The organism is Cryobacterium sinapicolor, from assembly GCF_004403465.1.
GTDB lineage: Bacteria > Actinomycetota > Actinomycetes > Actinomycetales > Microbacteriaceae > Cryobacterium > Cryobacterium sinapicolor.
Map to the genome: position 1 here is coordinate 27227 of NZ_SOGQ01000032.1, position 20945 is coordinate 48171.

The window sequence follows — 20945 nt, forward strand, 5'->3', positions numbered from 1 at the left end:
CCTTGATACCAAGCTCCCAACGGTGGAAGACTGAGATTTGTGAACCTCAACGATGAACTGCAGGCCGTCGAAAAAGTAGTGGATCGTCTCACGGAACGATTCCCCGATGTGCCACGGTCACGTGTTGAAAGGGCTGTTCGTGAGGAGCACGAAGCGTTCTCCGGCCGCCCGATCCGTGACTTCGTTCCCGTGCTCGTCGAACACGGGGTGAAGGAGCGCTTGCGCAAACAGTGAGCGACGGTTCAGTGAGTTTGCGCGCTCGACCGCCAGTGGGGAAGCTCAACAAGGTCAAGCGCATCCGCCGCGACCTCACCGCCAGCCTGTACCGCGAACCCACTCTGGCGGAGCTGGCCGAGGCCTGCGGGGCTCCGATGGCCGACGTGCGGACCTAGCTTGATTGGGACGTCGAACCGATCTCGTATCAGACCCCACTCGGCGAGGGCTTGGCCGACATCTCCGAGCTGATCATGGACGATGATCTGCCCCAGCCGGAGGAGTACGCGGCGCTTGCCCTGCGCCGCTCTGACATCACCTTTCATCTCGACGCGCTGCCCACACGGGAGCGGANAGGAGGCACGGTTCGGGCTCAACGGCGACTAACCGTCGCGGTGGGACTTGACCAGCAACACAATGCCGAGTCCGAGCCACCACAGCATACCCAGCGGGATCAGTGCCACTGAGGACAGCCAGATCACCTCGGGCAAATCGATATTGGTCGCCGTCAGGAGGGGGCCAGCGATCAGCATCACGAGCCGGAGGCCTGTGACGACTCCGAGAACGCATATCCAGATCGGCAGGGCGTGGGAGCGTGCCCCGGCGACACTGATGCCCACGACCCAAACGGAGAGCGTGAGGAGGCTCGCTTGGGCAAAACCGTGGGTTCCCAGCATTTGAATGCTGACGTATGCGGACTCGCCCCATCTGCTGTTGATCCCGTCGATGTAGAGCAACGGTCCCACGGACGAGCGCAAGACCCCGTGCATGAACAGGAATGTGGCCGACATGAGACCGAGTGCGCTCAGGCTCCGGCGAGTGATGCTGCTTGTGCGTGGTGCAAGCACATCGGAGACGGCGAAACTCGCCACGACGAAAGCGATGGCCATGGTGAAAAGCGCAACCCCTGCGACAGGGTACAACTGCGGATACTGGCGCAGATAGTCGAGGCTCGCTGCGGGGTCGTCTGTGTCGTCGAAACCGAGAACTGGCGGCAGGAGCTCAAGCGTGAACCATGTGATGCCTCCGAGCCCGGCAACGACGGCCGCTGTTCCACCGGCACGTAACGCTGCCCGATTGGTGGTCTCGGCCGACGCCTTCGCCGACGCGGTTCTGCGGTCATGTTCGCTGATTGCACTCATGATGCACTCCCTTGTGGGGCGCTGGCAGTTAGGGCGAACCGGTCACGGTTCAGAGATGCACAGAATGGTACTCGCAAGGGCGGCTGAGCGAAATGCGTTCGACGGGCGACGATTGATCCCCTCCGTAGCGTTCCTGCTAGGTGAACCGCGGTCTCGCGACGCTAGGCCAGTCCGGACAGAACCAGTAGGCGGCCGGCCAATCTGGACTTCTACGAGCGAACGTTCCGTTTACTCGGGGCGCCGGGACGGTTGAGAGTCCTACGTCAGCCTCAGCCGACAGGGGGCCGATTTACTCTACGAGGGCCGCGACGGCATCCACGACCAGCTGCCTACGCTGGGCGCGGGAATATCTAGGGGCCAGCGCTGTGGACAAGGGCGTGCCATTACTCCAGATGCTGGCCAGCTGAAGGACTAAGCCGAGCAACTCGAGCGGCTCAAAGGCAGCGGAAGGTCGCGAAGGTCGTCGGTAGGAAAGCACAGCGGTGGGCCGAGAAAGCCCGAACCCGCAACAGCATGCAGGCGCTCTCCAAGCTGGCCGAGTACGTGGACGGGCACTACCGGATCGTCAGCCAGCCGCCGGTCTTGTTCCCGTCCGTGAACCCTATGACACGTTCGGGCTGTCTGCCGACGAGATCTGGGACGCGCTCAACGCACAGTTGGGCTCGTATCGGGACACACTTGCAAGAGGACCGTCGTTTCCTTCTCGAGCGCGTCCGGGTCGTCGACGTGGCCCGCAAAGTCGTCGGGTCGGCAGCGTCGGAACCCGCGCCTGCATCGCCCTGCTCGAGGGACGAGACGAGCATGACCCGGTGTTCCTCCAGGTCAAGGAGGCCACGTCATCCGTTCTGGAAGACCACCTGCCGAAGAGGCGTTACAACCAGCCGGGGGAGTCCGGCGCATGCAAGGCCCGGCGCGCACGTTCCAATGAGGCCCCCAGTCCCCATTCAACGGCCAGGCGATCCAGGTGCACCGCTTGGCCGCGAGTGCTCACTCGGATTCGGGCGTCGTAGCCGGGCAGCGCCAGGTCGCGCACTACCCTCACCACCGCCGGGGCCACCTTCAGGTAATCGGTGGCGGCGAGGAGCCTGGCCCGCGCGCTCAATGCCAGCGCGGATTCGGGGTGTGCGGCCGCTGCGACGATCCCGGCAAGGTCACCGTAGGTGCGGAGCAGCGTGGCCGACGTCTTCTCGCCCACCCCGGGCACTCCGGGCAGGCCGTCTGAGGCGTCGCCGCGAAGCACTGCGAAGTCCGCGTACTGAACCGGGAGCACTCCGTATTTGGCCTCGAGTGCGGCATCCGTCAGAATCTCAAGCCGAGCCATGCCTCGCCCGGTGTAGACGACCCGCACCCCGCGGGTGTCGTCGATGAGTTGGAAGAGGTCACGGTCGCCGGTGACGACATCCACGGGGATCGTCGCGTGCGAGGCCAGGGTGCCGATGACATCGTCTGCCTCGTGTTGTGGGGCGCCGATCACCGGGATGCCGAGCGCGCCGAGCACCTCGCGGATGAGCGGGACCTGTGCGCTGAGCAGGGCTGGCATCGCCTCGACCGGAAAGTTGCTCACCCTCGGCTGGTCAGCGGCGACCCGGTGGGACTTGTAGGTGGGGATCAGGTCCACGCGCCACTGCGGCCGCCAGTCATCGTCCCAGCAGGCCACGATCTCGCTCGGCTGGAACTCGGCGACGAGCCGCGCGATCATGTCAAGCAGCCCGCGGACGGCGTTCACGGGTATCCCGTTGGACGCGCGAATGGTGTCCGGAACCGCGTGGAAGGCTCGGAAGTAGAGGCCGGCCGTATCGAGGAGCATCAGGCATTCACGTGGTTCGGTCACGGCGGCATCCTCCCACACGGGCCAGTCAGGCCGCGACGCTCAGCGCCAATCCGCATCCGCATCGGTCGGGGGTCGGGGAGGACTCTGTCGCTTTCGGTTCGGGCGTGGGCACCGTGAGTACGGATGACTTTGCCAGCTACAACTGAGCATCTGTCCAGAATGCACGTGCATGATGGAAACTTCGCCCGCGCGGCCGCATCTGGCCGTGAGTCCACCGATCAAGGTGCGCCGAGGATCGTGTAGCCCGGCCGTACCGCTTTTGGAAGTCATGCGCTTTGCTTCACCCAGTTCACCTGTGTCCGCCCGCCGTGAAATCAACGCCAAACGTAAGCGTTCACGCACTCGGTCCGTCGCTCTCGGGGCCGGAGCGTCGCTCGGCCTCATCGCCTTGATCACCGGGATCGGCGCGGTGTCACAGGCATCCGCAGCAAGTACCGCCAGCATTGCCGCGACGACCGAGCTTTCCGAGAGCACCGGACTCCGACACGAGCAGCTCAGCGTCTACTCCGCCATCGCGACGAAGACAGCCCATGATCGCGCGGAGAGCACCCTCAGCGACGCCGGAACGGTGATTACGGCAATGGCGAACAAGGTGGATTCGACCCCGCTGGCGTCATCCGTTGCCGCGCTCGGGGACTACAAGACGCTGGAGACGGACACCGTGATCGCGTTGACCGGACAGACTCAGGAGGCGGCTGCCGCGGCACGGTCAGCCGTGGCCGAGGTCGACCGCGTTGCCGCCGAGGCCGCAGCGGCGGCCGCCGCGGAAGCGGCCCGCGCCCAAGCTGAGGCTTCCGCCCAGGCTGCGGCTGCTGCCGAGGCTGCGGCTGCGGCCGAGGCCGAGGCCGCACGGGATTCCGCTGCGCCAGCTGCACCTCAGGCCGCCGCCGGCGGCAACTCGCCCGCGGAGGCGAAAGCGACGGCCCGAGCGATGGCCGCTTCGACGTACGGTTGGGGCGAGTCGGAGTTTTCCTGCCTCGTGCAGCTCTGGACCAAGGAATCCGGCTGGTCGTACTCGGCCTACAACTCCAGCGGAGCAACCGGCATCCCGCAGGCTCTGCCCGGAAGCAAGATGGCGACCGCGGGATCGGACTGGGCCACGAACGCGACCACCCAGATTTCCTGGGGCCTCGGTTACATCCAGGCCGGGTACGGTAGCCCGTGCGGCGCCTGGGCGCACTCCGAGTCGAATAACTGGTACTGACCGGATTGGGACTTGAGTAGACCCGCCCGGTCACCGGGTGCGGACGTCGACTTCCATCAGATGTCGGCGGCGATCTCGAACCGGGTAAGCACGGGGGCGGACGCGAGAAGCGTACCGAGCTGCGTGGCGCCGGAGCCGCCCGTACTCGACTGACTTCGGCCAGCCTGACTTCGACGTGCAACCTCGAGCAGGCGGGATCCGGTCGAGGTCGATGGCCTCGCCCGACAGCGGCCGGAACTCTTCGACCGCCCCGTACAGACCTGCGCGGCGGCCTGGTCGCCGAGAGTGTCCGGCATGGTCATCCCGTCGTGGGTTGAGTAGGTGCTGGCGACGTGGAGGTGCGGAAGCCTCCGGTGGCGGTCATGGTCTTCATATTCGTCGTGCCCGTGCGGATCAGCCGAGGGCGGACGGCCGCCGTCGGGCGAGGAAGAACGGCCGAACCGACACCAAGGGGAAGGCGACGATCGCGGCGAGCAAACCCGACGCGGACGCCTCGGCGAGGAACGGCTGGATGCGCGCCCGGCATCCGAACTCTGCGTCTCCTGCGCGCGTCGGCTCGAATCGGGCCGCCGCGCCTGAATCCCGGACGGCTCTCGACAAAGGCAAGGCCCGGCGGCAGAATCGGGCGAGGCGGTTCCCGCACGAGGTATCCGCCGGGCGGGAGCCGCATGTTCACGAATCGGAGTGATGCCGGTGTGCAGCTGGCCGCGCGACTGGCCGAACGCCTGACCGAGCTGGAGGCACACGACCCGGTGGTCTACGCCCTCCCACGAGGCGGCGTGCCGGTGGCGGTCGAGGTCGCCCGGTGCCTGCACGCACCGCTGGACCTCATCCTGGTGCGCAAGATCGGGGCGCCGGGCTATCCGGAGGTCGCGCTGGGGGCGGTCGTCAACGGCCCAAGTCCGCAGACGATCGTCAACGAGGATGTGTTCGCCGCGACCGGTGGCGACTCGGTGGGTCTGGCTAGGGCCCGCCGTCGCGAGCTGTCCGAAATCGAACGACGTCGCATCCTCTATCTCGGTGATCGGCAGCCGATCAGTCCGCGGGGCCGAGTCGCCGTGATCGTGGACGACGGTCTCGCCACGGGAGCCTCGGCCAAGGCGGCCCTCACGGCCCTGAGACGGCTGGGTGCCGCCCTCACGGTGCTCGCTGTCCCGGTCGCACCTACGGACCTGATCGAAGATATGAGGCAGTACGCGGATGTCGTCGTTGTGCTGAACGCCCTGCAGGAATTCTGGGCGATCGGTCCGTGCTACACCGACTTCCACCAGCTGTCCGACGATGAGACGGTGACCCTGCTCCAGGACGCGTGGGTTGCGGCCGACGCCTCCCCGCCGACCGACGGCGTGACGACCTGACGGTGTCGCGACGGCTGCCCGTTTCTCCGGCCCGGTGCCGAACCGGCAGAATGGTGAGGTGTATCTTCTGGTGAGTCGAACGAATAACGGGGAGCTCCTCGTTCTGCCGCTCGGCCCGGAGGGCGAGGTTTCGGGGCCCGCACTCCGTTTGACTTCCCGCGACTTCCCTGGCTATGTGTGCGATCAGGAGGCTGACCGGCCTCGGTGGGTGTGGGAGGACACGGCCCGCATCTACCCGCTGCTGCTGAAAGCCGGGGTCCGGGTGCACCGCGCGCACGACCTGCGCCTGTGCCATACGATTCTGCGCCTGTCGTCCCTCACTCAGGCGAGCTCATTGGCCCGGGCCGAGCCGAGTCAGTGGGATCGGGCGCCGGCTCTCCAACCGGACGCGGCTGCATCCGGGGTGACGCTCTTCGACCTGTTCGACGGTGACACTGGTGCTGGTGCTGAGGGCCCCGCCGAGGGCGGCACCGACACCGCTGCCGGTGCCGGCCCGCAGGCGGAATTCCGGCGTCAACTCGACGCGGTCCGCGCCTCCACGGAGCCCGGCCGGCTTCGGCTGCTGCTCGCCGCGGAATCCGCCGGTGCCCTGATCGCCGCCGAGATGCAATTCGCCGGACTGCCGTGGCGCACCGACGTGCATGACGCCCTGCTGACCCGCGAGCTCGGCGCCCGCGTGGCCCCAGGCATCCGGCCCGAGCGCCTCGAGAACCTCGCCCGGCGCATCCGAGACGCCCTTGGCGAGCCCGGTCTCAATCCGGACTCGCAACCCGACCTGATGCGGGCCCTGCAGAAGGCCGGCCTGAGGGTGACGTCCACCCGTGCCTGGGAGCTCAAGGAATTCACCCACCCCGTGATCGAGCCGTTGCTCGAGTACAAGAAGTTGTCCCGGCTGCTCAGCGCGAACGGCTGGTACTGGATGGACACCTGGATCGTGAATGGCCGGTTCCATCCCGAGTACATCCCCGGCGGGGTGGTGACCGGACGCTGGGCCACCCGGGGCGGGGGAGCCCTGCAGCTGCCCAAACAGGTGCGCGGGGCCGTCGTCGCCGATGCCGACTGGAAGCTGGTGGTCGCGGATGCCGCACAGTTGGAGCCGCGCATCCTGGCCGCCCTCTCGGGCGACACTGCCATGGCTCAGGCCGGCCGGGGGACGGACCTGTACGCCGGGATCGTCGCCGGGGGTGTCGTGGAGACCCGTGAACACGCCAAGGTCGCCATGCTCGGGGCGATGTACGGCGCCACCAGCGGGGAGAGCGGGCGACTGCTGCCGCGGCTCGCGAAGGCCTTCCCGCGCGCCTTGGCCCTCACCGAGACGGCGGCGCGGGCCGGGGAGCGCGGAGAGAGCGTGACGACGCGGCTCGGGCGCTCCTCCCCGCGACCCGGGGAACGCTGGCTGGCGACCCAGGCGCAGGCCTACGACCCCGGGGCAACGGATGCCGACGAGCGCCGCGCCCGCAGCCAGGCACGCGACTGGGGCCGTTTCACCCGTAATTTCATCGTGCAGGGCAGTGCCGCGGAATGGGCGCTGTGCTGGATGGCGGAGGTGCGCCGGGAACTGCGGATGCTGCCGCCGTGCACCCCGGCCGCTTCCGGGTCGGAATTCGATCAGGCCCCGCACCTAGTCTTCTTCCTGCACGACGAGGTCATGGTGCACACACCGGCCGCGCTGGCCGCCACCGTCGAGGGGATCATCCGGCGCGCGGCGGACACCGCCGGCCGACACCTGTTCGCCGATTTCCCGGTGGACTTCCTGCTCACCGTCGCGACGGTCGACAGCTACGCGCAGGCGAAATAGCGGCGCCGTCGGGGAGGGCGAGGGGGTGCCGGCGCCTGCCGGTCAGGCGACGGATGCCGGCCGTCGCCCGCGCTTCGGCCGCACGTCGTTCAGTCCGTGTTGGAAGGCCTCTGTGGGGCCGTCGGCGAGCAGCGTATCGACGTCCCGGAGCCAGGCCAGGGCGGCGGCGGCCAGTGTCACCCGGGCGGCGCCCGCCAGCCGCTCCGCGCCCGTGCCCGCGGTGTCCACACTCTCAAAGTCCGTGCCTGCGGCGACCACGGCTGCGAGCTCGGCGACCGACTGCCACCGCTGCCGATAGCCGGCAACGACCTCGCGCGCGTCGATGCCCAGAGCGTGGGGGTCAGGTAGGGAGGCTGCGATCAGGACCCGGTCGACCAGGTCGTTCCACTCGTCGTCGGGGGTGCTCTCGGCGCCGGACAGCCACTGCAGCGCCTCGGCCCGACCGAGCGCCGTGATCCGGTACAGCGGCAGCCCGTCCGGGGTTCTACCGGCCGACTCGACGGCCTCCTGCTTCACCAGGCGCTCGAGTGTGCCGTAGATCTGCCCGACGTTGACAGCTCGCCGGCCGGCGGTTCTGGACTCCAACTCTCCGTGCAGCTGGAAACCGTACGCGGGACCGATCGTGAGAATCGCCAACAAGCAGCTGCGCACAGACATGGGACCTCCGGTGGTGAGAGTAAAACCATACTGAGTATAGCCAACGGGAGGACCGGGATCGCGCCTTGTGATCGCACGGGTCACTGAGGCATAATTCAGTGGGGCGGCGCCTGACGCTGTGCCTTGACACTACGGGAAAAGATCACCACCCTTCACAAGTTCACAGCACGCCGCATTGTTTCGTTCAGAGGTCGTTGGGGAAGACGCACCTCACAGAACGGGAGAAACGATGGTGGCTACACAAGCTCGGCAGGCAGCGACTGCGCGAGGTGTAATTTACGTGCATTCTTCGCCTCGGGCGTTGAGTGCCCATGTGGAATGGGCCGTGGGTCGCGTCGTAGGCGAGCCCGTCAGTTTCGACTGGTCGGAGCAGCCCGTGCTCCGCGGTGCGCAGCGTGCCGAGTATTACTGGGAGGGTGCCCGCGGCACAGGCGCACAGATCGCGTCGGCTCTCCGTGGCTGGGAGCACCTTCGCTTCGAGGTCACCGAGGACGCCAGTCTCGGCACCGATGGGGGGCGTTGGCTGCACACTCCCGATTTGGGGGTCTTCTTCGCCCAAACGGATACGGCTGGCAACGTCGTGATCCCGGAGGACCGGCTGCGCCACGCAATGGAAATGGCCGGGACGAACGCCCTGGAGCTTCACCGGCAGCTGCGCTGTGCGCTCGGGCAGTCCTGGGACGATGAACTCGAGCCGTTCCGGCACGCCGGCGATTTCAATGCCGTGGTCTGGCTGCACCAGGTGGGGTGACGGGTGACTATTCCTCCGAACGCGGAAGACCCTGACCGATGGCGGCCGGGGTCTTCCGCGTATGGCGCTGGTCCCGCAGGGTGGAGCTAAATCGACCGGAAGGCGACGACGGCGTTGTGGCCGCCGAACCCGAACGAGTTGCTGATGGCCAGCAGGTCGCCGGACGGCAACGTGCGCGGCATGGTCACGACGTCGAGCGGGATGCTCGGATCCTGGTTCAGCAGGTTGATGGTCGGCGGGGCCATGCGCTCGGCCAAAGCGAGAACCGTGAACAGGGCCTCGATCGCCCCGGCACCACCGAGGAGATGACCGGTGGACGCCTTGGTCGCCGACACCGGGATACCGTCGAGCAGGTCGCCGAACACCCGGCGCAGGGCGTTGTACTCGGCGATGTCGCCGACCGGTGTGCTGGTCGCATGAGCGTTGATGTGCGAGACATCCGCGAGGCTCGCGCCGGCGTTCTTGATCGCGGTGATCATCGCGCGGGCCGCCGCCGTCCCCTCAGGGTCCGGCGCGGTGATGTGGTAAGCGTCGCTGGTCACGGCGCCGCCGAGGAGCTCGGCGTAGATGCGCGCACCACGGGCCTTGGCGTGTTCTTCCGTCTCGACGACGAGCGCCGCGGCGCCCTCCCCGAGCACGAAGCCGTCCCGGGTGATGTCGTAGGGCCGTGACGCCGTTGCCGGGTCGTCGTTGCGCTTGGACAAAGCCTGCATGGCAGCGAAGGATGCGATCGGCAGCGGGTGGATCGCGGCCTCCGAACCGCCGGCGATGACGATGTCGGCGAGCCCGGCCTGCAGCCGGTTGTAGGCGTTCACGAGCGATTCGGTGCTCGAGGCGCACGCGGACACGACCGTGGTGATGCCGGCACGGGCGTGAAGGTCCATTCCGATGGCCGCTCCCGGACCGTTCGGCATGAGCATGGGCACGGTCATCGGCAGGACGCGGCGCGGACCGCGTTCGCGGAGGGTATCCCACGCGTCGAGGAGGGTCCAGACTCCGCCGATGCCGGTCGCCCAATCGACGGCCAGGCGCTCGGGGTCTGCCTCGGGGGAGCCGGCATCCGCCCAGGCTTCACGCCCGGCGATCAGCGCGAATTGACTGGACGGGTCGAGGCGCTTCGTCTCGTGGCGGGTTAGGACGTCGATGGACGGAACCCTGGCCTGAGCGGCGAAGGTCACCGGAAGCTGAGTCCGGGCCACCCATTCGTGGTCGAGCGGGCTCGTCCCCGATTCGCCGGCGAGCAGGGCAGACCAGCTGTCGGCGGCCGTGCCGCCGAGAGGGGAGGTCGCACCGATGCCGGTGATAACGATTTTTTTGGTCATGACGTTAACTCTCCGTGAGGCGTGCAAACGTGGGCGTCACCCACAGATCAGGCCGGTCGGCAGATGCCGACCGGCCTGTTCAGTTGTGGATTAGACCTGAGCCTTGACGATGAAATCGACGGCGTCGCCGACGGACTTGAGGTTCTTGACCTCTTCGTCGGGGATCTTGACGTCGAACTTCTCTTCGGCGTTGACGACGATGGTCATCATCGAGATGGAATCGATGTCCAGATCATCGGTGAATGACTTCCCCATCTCAACCGTGTCGGCCGAGATGCCGGTCTCGTCGTTGATGAGCTCGGCCAGGCCGGTCAGAACTTCTTCGGTGGACAGTGCCATGTTATTTCTCCTTGGGGGTGTCTCGTATGACCGAGACTCAGTTTAGAGGGGGTTGAGTGAAATCTAGGGAAGCACGACGACCTGCGCGCCGAACACGAGCCCGGCGCCGAAGCCGATCTGGAGGGCGAGGCCTCCGCTGAGCTCGGGGTGATCTTCGAGCAGTCGGTGGGTGGCCAAGGGGATCGACGCCGAAGAGGTGTTACCGGTGGTGGCCACGTCGCGGGCGATCACGACGGATTCAGGAAGCTTCAGCTGCTTGGCGAATTCGTCGATGATGCGCATATTGGCCTGGTGCGGGATGAAGGCGGCAAGCTGGTCGCTCTCGATTCCCGCGACCTGGAGAGCTTCCTTGGCCACCTTCGCCATGTTCCAGACCGCCCAGCGGAAGACCGTCTGGCCTTCCTGGCGGAGGGTGGGCCATTCGGATTCGCCGCGGCGGTACTCCTGCAGGGTGTGGTTCATGGTGATGGCATCGGCCTTGGACCCGTCGGATCCCCAGACGGTGGGTGCGATCCCCGGGTAGTCGCTTGGGCCGATGACGACGGCGCCCGCGCCGTCGCCGAGCAGGAACGAGATGCTGCGGTCCGTGGGGTCGACGAGGTCGGACAGCTTCTCCGCGCCGATCACCAGCGCATAGTGGGCTGTGCCCGTGCGGATCAGTGAGTCGGCCTGCGCGACGGCGTAGGTGTAGCCGGCGCAGGCGGCGTTGACGTCATAGGCGGCCGCGGGGTTGGCGCCGACCCGGTCGGCCACCACGGCGGCGATGGACGGGGTCTGACGGCTGTTGCTGATGGTGGCCACGATGACGGCGTCGATCAGGTGCGGCTCGATGCCGGACCGCTCGATGGCCTCCCGTGCAGCATCCGTTGCAAGGTCGACGGCCTGGATGTCCGCGCTCGCCCGGGTCCGGGTGATGATGCCGGTGCGCTGCTGGATCCATTCATCGGACGAGTCGATCGGTCCGACCAGGTCGTCGTTGGGTACGACGAGATCGCCGCGGGCGGCACCGATCGAGAGGATCCGGGTGTACTGGGGACCGTGCGACTGCTGGAGTGTTGGCTTGGACATATTCTCTTTCGGTCAGACTAGGTTCTGCTGGTCGATCAGGTCGAACGCAGCGGGCAGGTCGTCCGGTGTCTTGATCGCGACACTGGGCACACCCTTGAGGGCACGTTTGGCGAGGCCGACAAGGGCCCCAGCCGGTGCGACCTCGATGATTCCGGTCACGCCGGCCTCCGCGAATGAACGCATGCACAGGTCCCACCGTACCGGCGAGGACACTTGATCAACCAGTAACTCCATGAAGCGGGTCCCGCTGGTGACCCGGTTGCCGTCACGGTTCGTCCAGATCGGAATCGAGGGATCGGCTGGCAGTACCTGTGCGGCAACCTGGGCGAGGTGCTGCACGGCCGGCTGCATATACCGCGTGTGGAATGCTCCGGCCACTTGCAGTGGGATCACCCGCGTGCGCGGGGTGGGGTTCTCCCCGAGAACGGCCAGGGCCGCGAGGGAGCCGGCGACGACGACCTGACCGCCGCCGTTGAAGTTGGCCGGTGCAAGGTCGAGCTCGTCGAGGCGAGCCAGGAGTTCGGCTTCGTCCCCGCCCAGCACCGCGCTCATGCCGGACGGCTCCAGCGCCGCCGCCTCCGCCATGGCGTTGCCGCGCTCGCGCACGAATCGAACGGCGTCCGCAGCGCTGAGGATGCCGGCGCCGGCGGCGGCCGTGATCTCGCCCACCGAGTGGCCGGCAATGCCGGCGATGCGCTCACGTCGACCGTCGGCCAGGAGCACACCCAGGGTGAGGAGCCCGGCGGCCACGATCAGCGGCTGGGCGATCCGGGTGTCCCGGATGGTGTCGGCGTCACTCACGGTTCCGTGGCGCAGAAGGTCGATTCCACAGGCCTCGGAGATCTCATCCAGGCCGGCGGTGAAGGTGGGATCCCGAAGCCAGGGCTCGAGGAAACCGGGGGTTTGTGAGCCCTGACCGGGGCAGACGACAACAATCATTGGTCTAGTCTCCCAAGCTCGATTGCCGCGGGCGTGTCGATGATCCACCAACTATTCGGGGAGTGTTTGTCGAATCACGCTAGTTCGGCGCCCTCGCTGGCGACGCTACCGCCGGCGTGCGGAGCCGTCGTGGTCGCTGATCGACCCGATGATGAGGGCGGCCTGCAGGATGAGCGCCTCGCGGGCGCCGGTGGCGTCGTAGCCGATGACCTCCGACACCCGCTTCAGGCGGTAGCGCACGGTGTTCGGATGTACGAAGAGTTCCCGCGCGGTGGCTTCCAGGGAGCGGCCGTTGTCCAGGTAGCACCAGAGCGTGGTGAGCAGTTCGGTCGAATGCGCCTGCAGCGGTCGGTAGATCCGGTGGATCAGTGTGGCGCGAGCGAGCGGATCGCCGGCCAGGGCCCGCTCGGGGAGCAGGTCATCGGCCTGCACCGGACGGGGGGCATTGCGCCAGGACCGGGCCACGGCGAAGCCGGCCAGGGCGGCCTTGGCGCTCTTGGACGCGTCGACCAGATTCGGCACCTCGTGGCCGAGCACCAGGTGGCCGGCGCCGAAGCTCGGCTCGAGCTGCACGGCGATCTCCATGAAGCTGAGGGCGGAGGCCGTGCCGATCGCGTCATCCGGGTCTGTCGGGGTGGGGTGAGCCCGGCCGATGACCAGGACCAGCCGGTTGCCCTGTACCCCGATCAGCACGTCGGCGGCCATGTGGCGGGCCGAGCGACGCAGTTGATCGACGTCGAGCATCTTCGGCGTCGTGCCCACGAGCACGCAAACCTCGCCGTGCCCGTGCCAGCCGAGGGCGGCGATCCGGCTGGGCAATTCATCGTCGTATTCGCCGCTCAGGATCGAGTCGACGACGAGAGCCTCGAGGCGCACGTCCCAGAGGCCGCGCGCCTCGGCCGCCCGGGCATAGACATCCGCCGCACCGAAGGCGATTTCGCGCGAGTACAGCAGGATGGCCTCCCGCAGCATCTCCCCGCCGTCCTTGACCCGCTCCTCCACCACCTCGACGGTGACGCGGATCAGCTGCAGGGTCTGTTGCAGGCTGATCGAGCGCAGGAGTTCACGCGGGGCTGCACCGAAGACGTCGGCCGCGATCCAGGGCGTGGACCGGGGATCGTCGAACCATGAGATGAACGACGTGATGCCGGCCTGGGCGACCAGACCCACGGCGGACCGCCGCCCGGGCGGCATGTCGCCGTACCAGGGCAGCGTGTCCTCGAGACGTTTCAGCGTCGCCGTGGACAGCTCGCCGGAAATCGTTCGCAGCCAGCTGAGCGTCTGTTCTTTCGTCTTCGGTGTGGGTGCCACGGGGGCGGCTAGCTCTCGCCCCCGGCGGAACCGGTGGTTCCCGCCGTCACGTCATGCAACCGGTACTTGGTGATGGCCTGGCCGACGACGCTGCGGTCGACCTCACCGCGGCGGGCGAGCAATTCGAGTGCGCGCACCGCCATCGACGGTCCGTCGATCTTGAAGAAGCGGCGGGCTGCCGGGCGGGTGTCGGAGAAACCGAACCCGTCGGCACCGAGGGTCGCGAAGTCGCCGGGCACGAACTGCCGGATCTGGTCCGGCACCGCGTGCATGAAGTCGGTGACGGCGATGAACGGCCCGGCGGTGCCGGCCAGCTTCTCCGTCACATACGGGATGCGCGGTGCGTCGTCCGGGTACAGGAAGTTGTGTTCCTCGACGGCGATGCCGTCACGACGCAGCTCGGCCCACGAGGTGACCGACCAGACGTCGGCGGACACCCCCCAGTCCTCGGCCAGCAGGGCCTGGGCCTCGAGCGCCCACGGTACGGAAACGCCGGAGGCCAGGAGCTGCGCCTTCGGACCGGCCACATCGGACACGCTCACGCGGTGGATGCCGCGCACGATGCCGTCCACGTCCACGTCATCGGGTTCGCGCGGCTGCACCTGCGGCTCGTTGTAAACGGTGATGTAGTACATGACGTTGGGGTCGCTGTGCGTTCCGCCGTACATCCGCTCGAGACCCGAGCGTACGATGTGCCCGATCTCGTAGCCGTAGGCCGGGTCGTACGACACCACGGCAGGGTTCGTCGAGGCCAGCAGCGGCGAGTGGCCGTCGGCGTGCTGCAGGCCTTCACCGGTGAGGGTGGTTCGGCCGGCGGTGGCGCCGATCATGAACCCGCGAGTCATCTGATCGCCCGCGGCCCACATGGCGTCGCCCGTGCGCTGGAAGCCGAACATGGAGTAGAACACGTAGATCGGGATGAGCGGCTCACCCTGCGTGGCGTAGGAGGTGCCCACGTTGGTGAAGGCGGCCATCGCGCCGGCCTCGTTGATCCCCACGTGCAGGATCTGGCCCTGCGGGCTCTCCTTGTACGCCAGGAGCTGTGCGTGGTCGACCGAGGTGTACTGCTGGCCGCTGGGGTTGTAGATCTTGGCGTTCGGGAAGAACGCGTCAATGCCGAAGGTGCGGGCCTCGTCCGGGATGATCGGCACAATGCGGTTTCCGAAGTCCTTGGCGCGCAACAGCTCCTTGAGCAGTCGCACGAACGCCATCGTGGTCGCGATCTCCTGCGTGCCGGACCCCTTCTTGGTGGGGGCGTAGGTCGCGTCGTCGGGCAGGTTGATCTGGGTGTACTTGCTGCGACGCTCCGGCACGTATCCGCCCAGCGCGCGGCGACGCTCGTGCAGGTACTGGATCGCCTCATCGTTCTCGTCGGGCTTGAAGTACGGCGGAAGGTAGGGGTTCTCCTCGAGCTGGGCATCCGTGATCGGCATGTGCGTGCTGTCGCGGAAGGTCTTGAGGTTGTCGAGGGTGAACTTCTTCATCTGGTGGGTCGCGTTGCGGCCCTCGAAACTCGGGCCGAGGGCGTAGCCCTTGACCGTCTTCGCCAGGATGACGGTGGGCTGACCCTTGTGCTCGGATGCCGCCTTGAACGCCGCGTACACCTTGCGGTAGTCATGGCCGCCGCGCTTGAGGTTCCAGATGTCGTCATCGGTGTAGCCCTCGACGAGCTTGAGAGCGCGGGGGTCCCGGCCGAAGAAGTGCTCCCGCACGTAAGCTCCGCTTTCGGCCTTGTACGTCTGATAATCGCCGTCGGGGGTGGCGTTCATCAGGTCACGGAGTGCGCCGTCGGTGTCGCGGGCGAGCAGCTCGTCCCACTCGCGGCCCCAGACGACCTTGATGACGTTCCAGCCGGCGCCTCGGAAGAAGCTCTCCAGCTCCTGGATGATCTTGCCGTTGCCGCGCACCGGGCCGTCTAGGCGCTGGAGGTTGCAGTTGACGATGAAGTTGAGGTTGTCGAGGCCCTCGTTGGCGGCAACCTGCAGCTGCCCGCGGCTCTCGACCTCGTCCATCTCGCCGTCGCCGAGGAATGCCCAGACCTGCTGGTCGCTGGCGTCCTTGATCCCGCGGTTGGTGAGGTACCGATTGGTCTGCGCCTGGTAGATGGCGTTGATCGGGCCGAGTCCCATTGACACGGTCGGGAACTGCCAGAATTCGGGCATCAGGCGCGGGTGCGGGTAGGAGGACAGCCCGTTGGGGCCGTGGGACTTCTCCTGGCGGAATCCGTCGAGCTGGTCGGCGGTCAGCCGGCCCTCGAGGAAAGCGCGCGCGTAGGTGCCGGGGGAGGCGTGACCCTGGATGAAGATCTGGTCTCCGCCGCCCGGGTGGTCCTGGCCGCGGAAGAAGTGGTTGAAGCCGACCTCGTAGAGAGCGGCGGACGATGCGTAGGTCGAGATGTGGCCACCGACGGAGATCCCGGGGCGCTGGGCCCGGTGCACGAGAACGGCGGCGTTCCAGCGGATCCAGGCGCGGTAGCGGCGCTCGATGTCTTCGTCGCCGGGGAAGTCGGGCTCATTGCCGGCGGCGATGGTGTTGATGTAGTCCGTGGTCGGCACCATGGGCACGCCGAGGTGCAGCTCCTTGGAGCGTTTCAGGAGGGTCAGCATGATCTCCCGGCCACGCTGGTGGCCGTGGGCCGAGACGAGCGCGTCCAGCGATTCCGACCATTCGGCGGTTTCCTCCGGGTCGGCATCCGTGCTGTTAACCGAATACGGGTCCTGGTCGTTGACAGTCACACTCGACCTCTCTCTCTTGGGCAGACCATAAGAACGAATCTGCCGGGTTAGCGGTGCCGGTTGACGGTCGGGTCACGACCGGTGGCACCACGCAAGCCTACAGATTATGCCTTGGGTATGTGCACGACCGGTGAGCGCCGGTCGGGCCAGTATTCCTGGTCCTCGGGACGCTCATCTTGGCGTCCCGCAGGCGGCAGGGCTAGGCTGTGGCGTCGCCTTGCACGGCTCCAGTGGGCGCACGAGAGGAAGCGCTCCATGGCGTTGGAAAATGACACCCAGGCTCCGGATTTCGAGCTGTTCAACCAGTTCGGCGAGCGGGTGCAGCTCAGCGAGTTCCGTGGGGAGAAGTCGGTCGCCCTGGTCTTCTTCCCCCTCGCCTTCTCCGGGATCTGCAGCGGCGAGCTGTGCGAGTTGCGGGACAACCTGTCGTTGTTCACCGCGAACGAGGTGGAAGTGCTCGGTATCTCCGTCGATTCCCGTCACGCCCTGCGCGCCTGGGGAGAACAGGAAAAGTACACTTTCGACCTCCTCGCCGATTTCTGGCCGCACGGCGCGGTCGCGAAGGAATACGGGGTCTTCCTTGAGCAGAAGGGCTTCGCCAACCGCGCCACGTTTGTGATCGACCCCGAGGGGATCATCCGGGCCAGTTTCATCACCGCGCCGGGAGAGCCTCGGTCACTGGATGCCTACCGGGCCGCGATCGGCGAGCTCCAGCCGGTATGAACCCTGCGGCGCTTCACCGGTGCCACAGAATCTGTATGATGGTGCTCGGCCTTCACCGGCCGTTGTGTCAGGGGCCTTTAGCTCAGTTGGTAGAGCGCCACGTTTACACCGTGGATGTCATCGGTTCGAGCCCGGTAGGGCCCACATAATCATCACCCCCTGATCACGTCCGTGCGATGAGCCCAAAGCCGAGCGCCAAGACAGCTTTCAGGGAGACCACGTGAACCAGCCACGCATGAACGTCGAATCGTTCAACCTCGACCACCGCACGGTCGTCGCACCCTACGTGCGTCTGGCCGACACCAAGGTGTTGCCGCAGGGCGACACCATCGTGAAGTACGACGTGCGCTTCACCCAGCCCAACCTGGCGCACCTGGAGATGCCGGCGGTGCACTCGATCGAGCACCTTTTCGCCGAGCATTCCCGCAACCACTCCACCCGCGTGATCGACTTCTCGCCGATGGGCTGCCAGACCGGCTTCTACCTCATCCTGCAGGGGCAGCCGGATTACGCCGAGGTTCTCGAGCTGATCGAGGGCACCATGACCGACATCCTCAGCGCCACGGCGGTGCCCGCTGCCAACGAGGTGCAGTGCGGCTGGGGAGCCAACCACTCGCTGACGGCCGCCCAGGACGCGGTGAAGGTCTTCCTGACCGCCCGCGCCGACTGGGCCACTGTCACCGAATGACACCCTTCGGCGCGATCATCCTCGTCGCGATGGAGGAAGAAGCCGCTCCGTTCTTGGCTGCGGCCACCGCGTCCGCCGCGCCGATCACCGTCGGCAAGGCCCGCCGCCACCGTCTCACGCTGGCCGGCCACGAAGTGCTACTCGTGCAAAGCGGCATCGGGCTGGTCAACGCGGCCGGTGCGACGACATCCGCTCTCCTGTCAGTGCGGGCCGATGACCCCCAGGCGACGCCGCTGGTGATCAGTGCGGGTTCGGCCGGCGGGGTCGGTGCGCAGGTGCAGGTGGGCGAGGTCGTCATCGGCAGCGAGTACCTGAACAGCGACGCCGATGCACGTGCATTCGGGTACGCTCTCGGCCAGGTGCCCGGCATGCCGGCCCGCTATGAGGGTGCTCCCACGGCGCTACGGATCGCCGGGTCCCCGGCCTGGATGGCTGACGGTTCGGCGCTGGTCGTGCACCGCGGCCTGATGGTCTCCAACGACACCTTCGTGAGTGTGGAACGCGCCGAGAACCTCCGCGTTCTGTTCCCCGGCGTTCTCTCCACCGACATGGAATCCGTCGGCGCAGCCCAGACCTGTTTCGCGCACGATGTGCCGTTCCTGGCGATCCGCGGCATCTCTGACCTGTGCGGGCCGATCGACGATCACCTCGCCCATGTCGACGACGCGGCCGACCGCTCCGCCGCAGTCGTGCTGGCAATGTTGGGCAGGCTCACCGACGGCCTCGGCTGACTCGGCCGGCACCGATCCGGCCGTGATCACGCTTTCGGAGAAGCGGCGCGACCGGCGTGGGAGCGCCGGTCGCTGCACGGATCGACGTTCCGCGCGATACGCTAAAAGTGGCGCGGTTTCGGAAGTCGTTGCCCACCGCGGAGACGTGTGGCTCTTCCGCGGAGCCGAGAGGTCGTGAAGTCACGGTGCAGACGGATGCGCGAGCGACTTCGACCGGCGTCGCGGATGCCACGGGGGGAGAACGTCGTCATGTCCCGGTCTGACCGTCGATCCTTCGGCCTCGCCGTCGAGGAATTGTCCACCGCACACCTGAACAGTACCGACCTGTGCTCTCCGTTCCTGCGGGTGCTGCCCGTCACGGGTGTGTCGATCTCCACTCTCGGCGCCCCCTTCGGCACCGAAACCGTGTGCGCGAGCGACGCGTCCGCTGCCCGGATCGACGAACTGCAGTTCGACCTCGGTGAAGGTCCGTGTTGGGATGCCCTGACGACGCGTCGCCCGGTGCTGAACAGCGACATCCGTCACCACGGCAACTCGGCCTGGCCCGTTTTCTCGCAGACGATCGACGACACCGATGTGGGTGGGCTGTTCGCGTTCCCGATGGTCGTCGGGTCGCTGGACATCGGTGCCGTCGATCTGTATTCCCGCCGCCCCCGCACCCTGACCGGGCTGCAGATCGCCGATGCCACGATGCTGGTCGGGATCGCCGCTCGGCAGGTGCTTCGGCGCGTCCTGCTCACGCACACGATAAAGCCTGACCCTGACGCCGACGAAGGCTATTCTCGACGCGTCGTGCACCAGGCGACCGGCATGGTGCTCGCCCAGCTGGACGTGGGAGCCTCGGATGCCCTGCTGATCCTGCAGGGCTATGCGTTCTCTCACGCGCGCACCGTCCGCGAGGTGGCGGAAGACGTGGTGGCGCGCGAACTTGATTTCGCTTCAGAATTGGACGGGTCTTAGGATGGAAATATGGTGACCAGAACACGTGAAGGTCAGTTGGTTGAGACCTTTGTCACGCTGGCAGACACGCTTGTCGTCGGGTACGACGTCGTCGATCTGCTGCACACGCTCGTTGAAACGTGCGCGACCCTCTTTGGGGCGTCCGCGGTCGGGATCATCCTCTCTGCCGGCAACGACAATGACCTCGAGGTCGTGGCCTCGACGAACGAACGCAGCCGGCTGATCGAGATCCTGCAGTTGCGGGCCGGCAACGGGCCGTGCGTCGAGTGCTACACGACGGGCAAACCGGTGGCCATCCCCGATCTCGACGTCCTCGCCCCGGCGTGGCCCAGGTTTCGGGCGGGAGCACTCGAACTCGGCTTCAAGTCGATGCACTCCGTTCCACTGCGGTTGCGCGCGACGACGATCGGGTCGCTTAACCTCTTCTGGGATCGCCTCGGCGGTTTGAGTGCGGAAGACCTGCGCACCGTTCAGGCGTTGGCCGACACCGCGACGATCGGCATCCTGCAGGAGCGCGCCATCCGGGAGAGCGACGTGGCTCGGGCGCAGTTGCAGCGTGCGCTCAGTGGCCGCGTTCTGATCGAGCAGGCCAAGGGCGTTGTCGCTTTCACCCACACCCTCGACATGGAGGAGGCCTTCGCGTTGCTGCGTCAGTATGCCCGCAACAACGGCCAGCCGCTGGTCGAGGTGGCCCAAAATGTGGTGAATCGTACCCTCGCCCTTTAGACCCCACAAGGTCTATAATGATCGAATGCCCCAGACCCTGGCTGCACCTGTCCTTCTCGTGAACAATCAGGGGTCTACCATGAAGCGCATTTTTCACCCCGGCGGATCGGTCATCACCGGAGATGACCTGGCGGATGCCGTTATGCACTACGCGGAGGCGCTCAGTCTCCGCCCTCAGGTCGATGTCGTCGACATTCCGATCGTTGAAGAAACCGGCCTGCTGGGACGCATCCAGATCCTGATCGGTGGATCCGGCCAACTAGTCTGCGTCACCGACATTTCGGCACAGTCGGAGTTACTGGAGCCGGAGACGGTGGACACCCTCCGCCACAAGGCTCTGGCCGGAACGGCCTCGGGCCGGGCCTCGTGGACGGGCGACGGCCTGGACTCGCCTCAGTTCGACGAGTTCGACTACTGACTCCGAACTGCTGCTCGCCCGTGAGGCTGAG

21 protein-coding genes, 1 tRNA gene and 1 pseudogene are annotated in these 20945 nt (G+C 66.8%); 14 read left to right on the top strand and 9 right to left on the bottom strand.

The features are described from left to right. The first annotated feature begins 39 nt into the window (after positions 1 to 39). Entirely contained in the window at positions 40 to 234 is a 195-nt protein-coding gene (locus E3T28_RS06720) for a three-helix bundle dimerization domain-containing protein (RefSeq protein WP_241979209.1), read from the top strand. Positions 235 to 245: 11 nt separating this feature from the next. Further along, positions 246 to 392, top strand: coding sequence for a sigma-70 domain-containing protein (locus E3T28_RS06725; RefSeq protein ID WP_206750457.1), 147 nt, complete (start codon positions 246 to 248; stop codon positions 390 to 392). A 204-nt stretch (positions 393 to 596) separates the two neighbouring features. Here E3T28_RS06725 and E3T28_RS06730 read toward each other — a convergent pair whose 3' ends face one another. Further along, on the bottom strand, positions 597 to 1355 hold the full coding sequence (locus tag E3T28_RS06730; RefSeq protein WP_134429142.1) for a hypothetical protein: 759 nt from the start codon (positions 1353 to 1355) through the stop codon (positions 597 to 599). A 363-nt stretch (positions 1356 to 1718) separates the two neighbouring features. On the opposite strand from E3T28_RS06730, the pseudogene E3T28_RS06735 reads away from it, so the two are divergent. Further along, positions 1719 to 2170 (top strand): annotated as a pseudogene (locus tag E3T28_RS06735) (DUF2252 family protein); the annotation flags it as partial. 56 nt (positions 2171 to 2226) lie between these two features. Here E3T28_RS06735 and E3T28_RS06740 read toward each other — a convergent pair. Then, positions 2227 to 3162 (bottom strand): 5'-3' exonuclease, encoded by a 936-nt coding sequence (locus tag E3T28_RS06740; protein ID WP_134429271.1) that lies wholly within the window; start codon positions 3160 to 3162, stop codon positions 2227 to 2229. Between the two features lie 292 nt (positions 3163 to 3454). Between E3T28_RS06740 and E3T28_RS06745 the strand changes: the two genes are divergently transcribed. The 3 genes from E3T28_RS06745 (at position 3455) to E3T28_RS06755 (ending at position 7546) form a co-directional block, all read left to right on the top strand. Continuing rightward, positions 3455 to 4390 (top strand): aggregation-promoting factor C-terminal-like domain-containing protein, encoded by a 936-nt coding sequence (locus E3T28_RS06745; protein WP_134429144.1) that lies wholly within the window; start codon positions 3455 to 3457, stop codon positions 4388 to 4390. Positions 4391 to 5058: 668 nt separating this feature from the next. Next, positions 5059 to 5748: a phosphoribosyltransferase gene (locus E3T28_RS06750; protein ID WP_134429146.1), complete on the top strand. Its 690-nt coding sequence runs from the start codon at positions 5059 to 5061 to the stop codon at positions 5746 to 5748. Between the two features lie 58 nt (positions 5749 to 5806). Continuing rightward, positions 5807 to 7546 carry a bifunctional 3'-5' exonuclease/DNA polymerase gene (locus E3T28_RS06755; RefSeq protein ID WP_134429148.1) on the top strand — a complete coding sequence of 580 codons (1740 nt, stop codon included), beginning with the start codon at positions 5807 to 5809 and terminating at the stop codon, positions 7544 to 7546. Positions 7547 to 7588: 42 nt separating this feature from the next. On the opposite strand, the gene E3T28_RS06760 is transcribed toward E3T28_RS06755, so the two are convergent. Further along, entirely contained in the window at positions 7589 to 8203 is a 615-nt protein-coding gene (locus E3T28_RS06760) for a PadR family transcriptional regulator (protein ID WP_134429150.1), read from the bottom strand. Between the two features lie 229 nt (positions 8204 to 8432). On the opposite strand from E3T28_RS06760, the gene E3T28_RS06765 reads away from it, so the two are divergent. Further along, a complete protein-coding gene (locus E3T28_RS06765) occupies positions 8433 to 8954 on the top strand; it encodes a DUF3145 domain-containing protein (protein WP_134429152.1) in 522 nt (173 codons plus the stop codon). 86 nt (positions 8955 to 9040) lie between these two features. Here the strand turns inward: E3T28_RS06765 and E3T28_RS06770 are convergent, their stop codons facing one another. The 6 genes from E3T28_RS06770 to aceE all read right to left on the bottom strand — a co-directional run bounded on the left by E3T28_RS06770 (position 9041) and on the right by aceE (position 16668). Further along, positions 9041 to 10276 (bottom strand): beta-ketoacyl-[acyl-carrier-protein] synthase family protein, encoded by a 1236-nt coding sequence (locus tag E3T28_RS06770; RefSeq protein ID WP_134429154.1) that lies wholly within the window; start codon positions 10274 to 10276, stop codon positions 9041 to 9043. Positions 10277 to 10366: 90 nt separating this feature from the next. Next, entirely contained in the window at positions 10367 to 10615 is a 249-nt protein-coding gene (locus E3T28_RS06775) for an acyl carrier protein (protein ID WP_134429156.1), read from the bottom strand. Positions 10616 to 10678: 63 nt separating this feature from the next. Then, a complete protein-coding gene (locus E3T28_RS06780) occupies positions 10679 to 11683 on the bottom strand; it encodes a beta-ketoacyl-ACP synthase III (RefSeq protein WP_134429158.1) in 1005 nt (334 codons plus the stop codon). 12 nt (positions 11684 to 11695) lie between these two features. Continuing rightward, positions 11696 to 12622 carry an ACP S-malonyltransferase gene (locus E3T28_RS06785; protein ID WP_134429160.1) on the bottom strand — a complete coding sequence of 309 codons (927 nt, stop codon included), beginning with the start codon at positions 12620 to 12622 and terminating at the stop codon, positions 11696 to 11698. 105 nt (positions 12623 to 12727) lie between these two features. Next, a complete protein-coding gene (locus tag E3T28_RS06790) occupies positions 12728 to 13933 on the bottom strand; it encodes a PucR family transcriptional regulator (RefSeq protein WP_134429162.1) in 1206 nt (401 codons plus the stop codon). Positions 13934 to 13941: 8 nt separating this feature from the next. Next, on the bottom strand, positions 13942 to 16668 hold the full coding sequence (gene aceE / locus E3T28_RS06795; protein WP_134429164.1) for a pyruvate dehydrogenase (acetyl-transferring), homodimeric type: 2727 nt from the start codon (positions 16666 to 16668) through the stop codon (positions 13942 to 13944). A 255-nt stretch (positions 16669 to 16923) separates the two neighbouring features. On the opposite strand from aceE, the gene E3T28_RS06800 reads away from it, so the two are divergent. The 7 genes from E3T28_RS06800 to E3T28_RS06830 all read left to right on the top strand — a co-directional run bounded on the left by E3T28_RS06800 (position 16924) and on the right by E3T28_RS06830 (position 20914). Further along, positions 16924 to 17391, top strand: coding sequence for a peroxiredoxin (locus E3T28_RS06800; protein ID WP_134429166.1), 468 nt, complete (start codon positions 16924 to 16926; stop codon positions 17389 to 17391). 71 nt (positions 17392 to 17462) lie between these two features. Then, positions 17463 to 17535: transfer RNA gene (locus E3T28_RS06805), tRNA-Val, on the top strand. 91 nt (positions 17536 to 17626) lie between these two features. After that, complete coding sequence (locus E3T28_RS06810) at positions 17627 to 18079, top strand: S-ribosylhomocysteine lyase (protein ID WP_134429273.1); 453 nt, start codon at positions 17627 to 17629, stop codon at positions 18077 to 18079. Beyond that, positions 18076 to 18810, top strand: coding sequence for a 5'-methylthioadenosine/S-adenosylhomocysteine nucleosidase (gene mtnN / locus E3T28_RS06815; RefSeq protein WP_134429168.1), 735 nt, complete (start codon positions 18076 to 18078; stop codon positions 18808 to 18810). The genes E3T28_RS06810 and mtnN overlap by 4 nt, the downstream gene beginning before the upstream one ends. A 249-nt stretch (positions 18811 to 19059) precedes the next feature. Further along, positions 19060 to 19770 carry a GAF and ANTAR domain-containing protein gene (locus tag E3T28_RS06820; protein WP_134429170.1) on the top strand — a complete coding sequence of 237 codons (711 nt, stop codon included), beginning with the start codon at positions 19060 to 19062 and terminating at the stop codon, positions 19768 to 19770. Positions 19771 to 19779: 9 nt separating this feature from the next. Then, positions 19780 to 20496, top strand: a complete 717-nt coding sequence (locus E3T28_RS06825; protein ID WP_134429172.1) for a GAF and ANTAR domain-containing protein — start codon at positions 19780 to 19782, stop codon at positions 20494 to 20496. Between the two features lie 25 nt (positions 20497 to 20521). Continuing rightward, positions 20522 to 20914 carry a hypothetical protein gene (locus tag E3T28_RS06830; protein WP_134429174.1) on the top strand — a complete coding sequence of 131 codons (393 nt, stop codon included), beginning with the start codon at positions 20522 to 20524 and terminating at the stop codon, positions 20912 to 20914. Positions 20915 to 20945: the final 31 nt, after the last annotated feature.

Excerpts from the sequence above, each read along its gene's own strand:
- E3T28_RS06730 (WP_134429142.1), bottom strand. The coding sequence starts at position 1,355 with ATGAGTGCAATCAGCGAACATGACCGCAGAACCGCGTCGGCGAAGGCG.
- E3T28_RS06740 (WP_134429271.1), bottom strand. The coding sequence starts at position 3,162 with ATGCTCCTCGATACGGCCGGCCTCTACTTCCGAGCCTTCCACGCGGTT.
- E3T28_RS06745 (WP_134429144.1), top strand. The coding sequence starts at position 3,455 with ATGCGCTTTGCTTCACCCAGTTCACCTGTGTCCGCCCGCCGTGAAATC.
- E3T28_RS06750 (WP_134429146.1), top strand. The coding sequence starts at position 5,059 with ATGTTCACGAATCGGAGTGATGCCGGTGTGCAGCTGGCCGCGCGACTG.
- E3T28_RS06760 (WP_134429150.1), bottom strand. The coding sequence starts at position 8,203 with ATGTCTGTGCGCAGCTGCTTGTTGGCGATTCTCACGATCGGTCCCGCG.
- E3T28_RS06765 (WP_134429152.1), top strand. The coding sequence starts at position 8,433 with ATGGTGGCTACACAAGCTCGGCAGGCAGCGACTGCGCGAGGTGTAATT.
- E3T28_RS06770 (WP_134429154.1), bottom strand. The coding sequence starts at position 10,276 with ATGACCAAAAAAATCGTTATCACCGGCATCGGTGCGACCTCCCCTCTC.
- E3T28_RS06775 (WP_134429156.1), bottom strand. The coding sequence starts at position 10,615 with ATGGCACTGTCCACCGAAGAAGTTCTGACCGGCCTGGCCGAGCTCATC.
- E3T28_RS06780 (WP_134429158.1), bottom strand. The coding sequence starts at position 11,683 with ATGTCCAAGCCAACACTCCAGCAGTCGCACGGTCCCCAGTACACCCGG.
- E3T28_RS06785 (WP_134429160.1), bottom strand. The coding sequence starts at position 12,622 with ATGATTGTTGTCGTCTGCCCCGGTCAGGGCTCACAAACCCCCGGTTTC.
- E3T28_RS06800 (WP_134429166.1), top strand. The coding sequence starts at position 16,924 with ATGGCGTTGGAAAATGACACCCAGGCTCCGGATTTCGAGCTGTTCAAC.
- E3T28_RS06810 (WP_134429273.1), top strand. The coding sequence starts at position 17,627 with ATGAACGTCGAATCGTTCAACCTCGACCACCGCACGGTCGTCGCACCC.
- mtnN (WP_134429168.1), top strand. The coding sequence starts at position 18,076 with ATGACACCCTTCGGCGCGATCATCCTCGTCGCGATGGAGGAAGAAGCC.
- E3T28_RS06820 (WP_134429170.1), top strand. The coding sequence starts at position 19,060 with ATGTCCCGGTCTGACCGTCGATCCTTCGGCCTCGCCGTCGAGGAATTG.
- E3T28_RS06825 (WP_134429172.1), top strand. The coding sequence starts at position 19,780 with ATGGTGACCAGAACACGTGAAGGTCAGTTGGTTGAGACCTTTGTCACG.
- E3T28_RS06830 (WP_134429174.1), top strand. The coding sequence starts at position 20,522 with ATGCCCCAGACCCTGGCTGCACCTGTCCTTCTCGTGAACAATCAGGGG.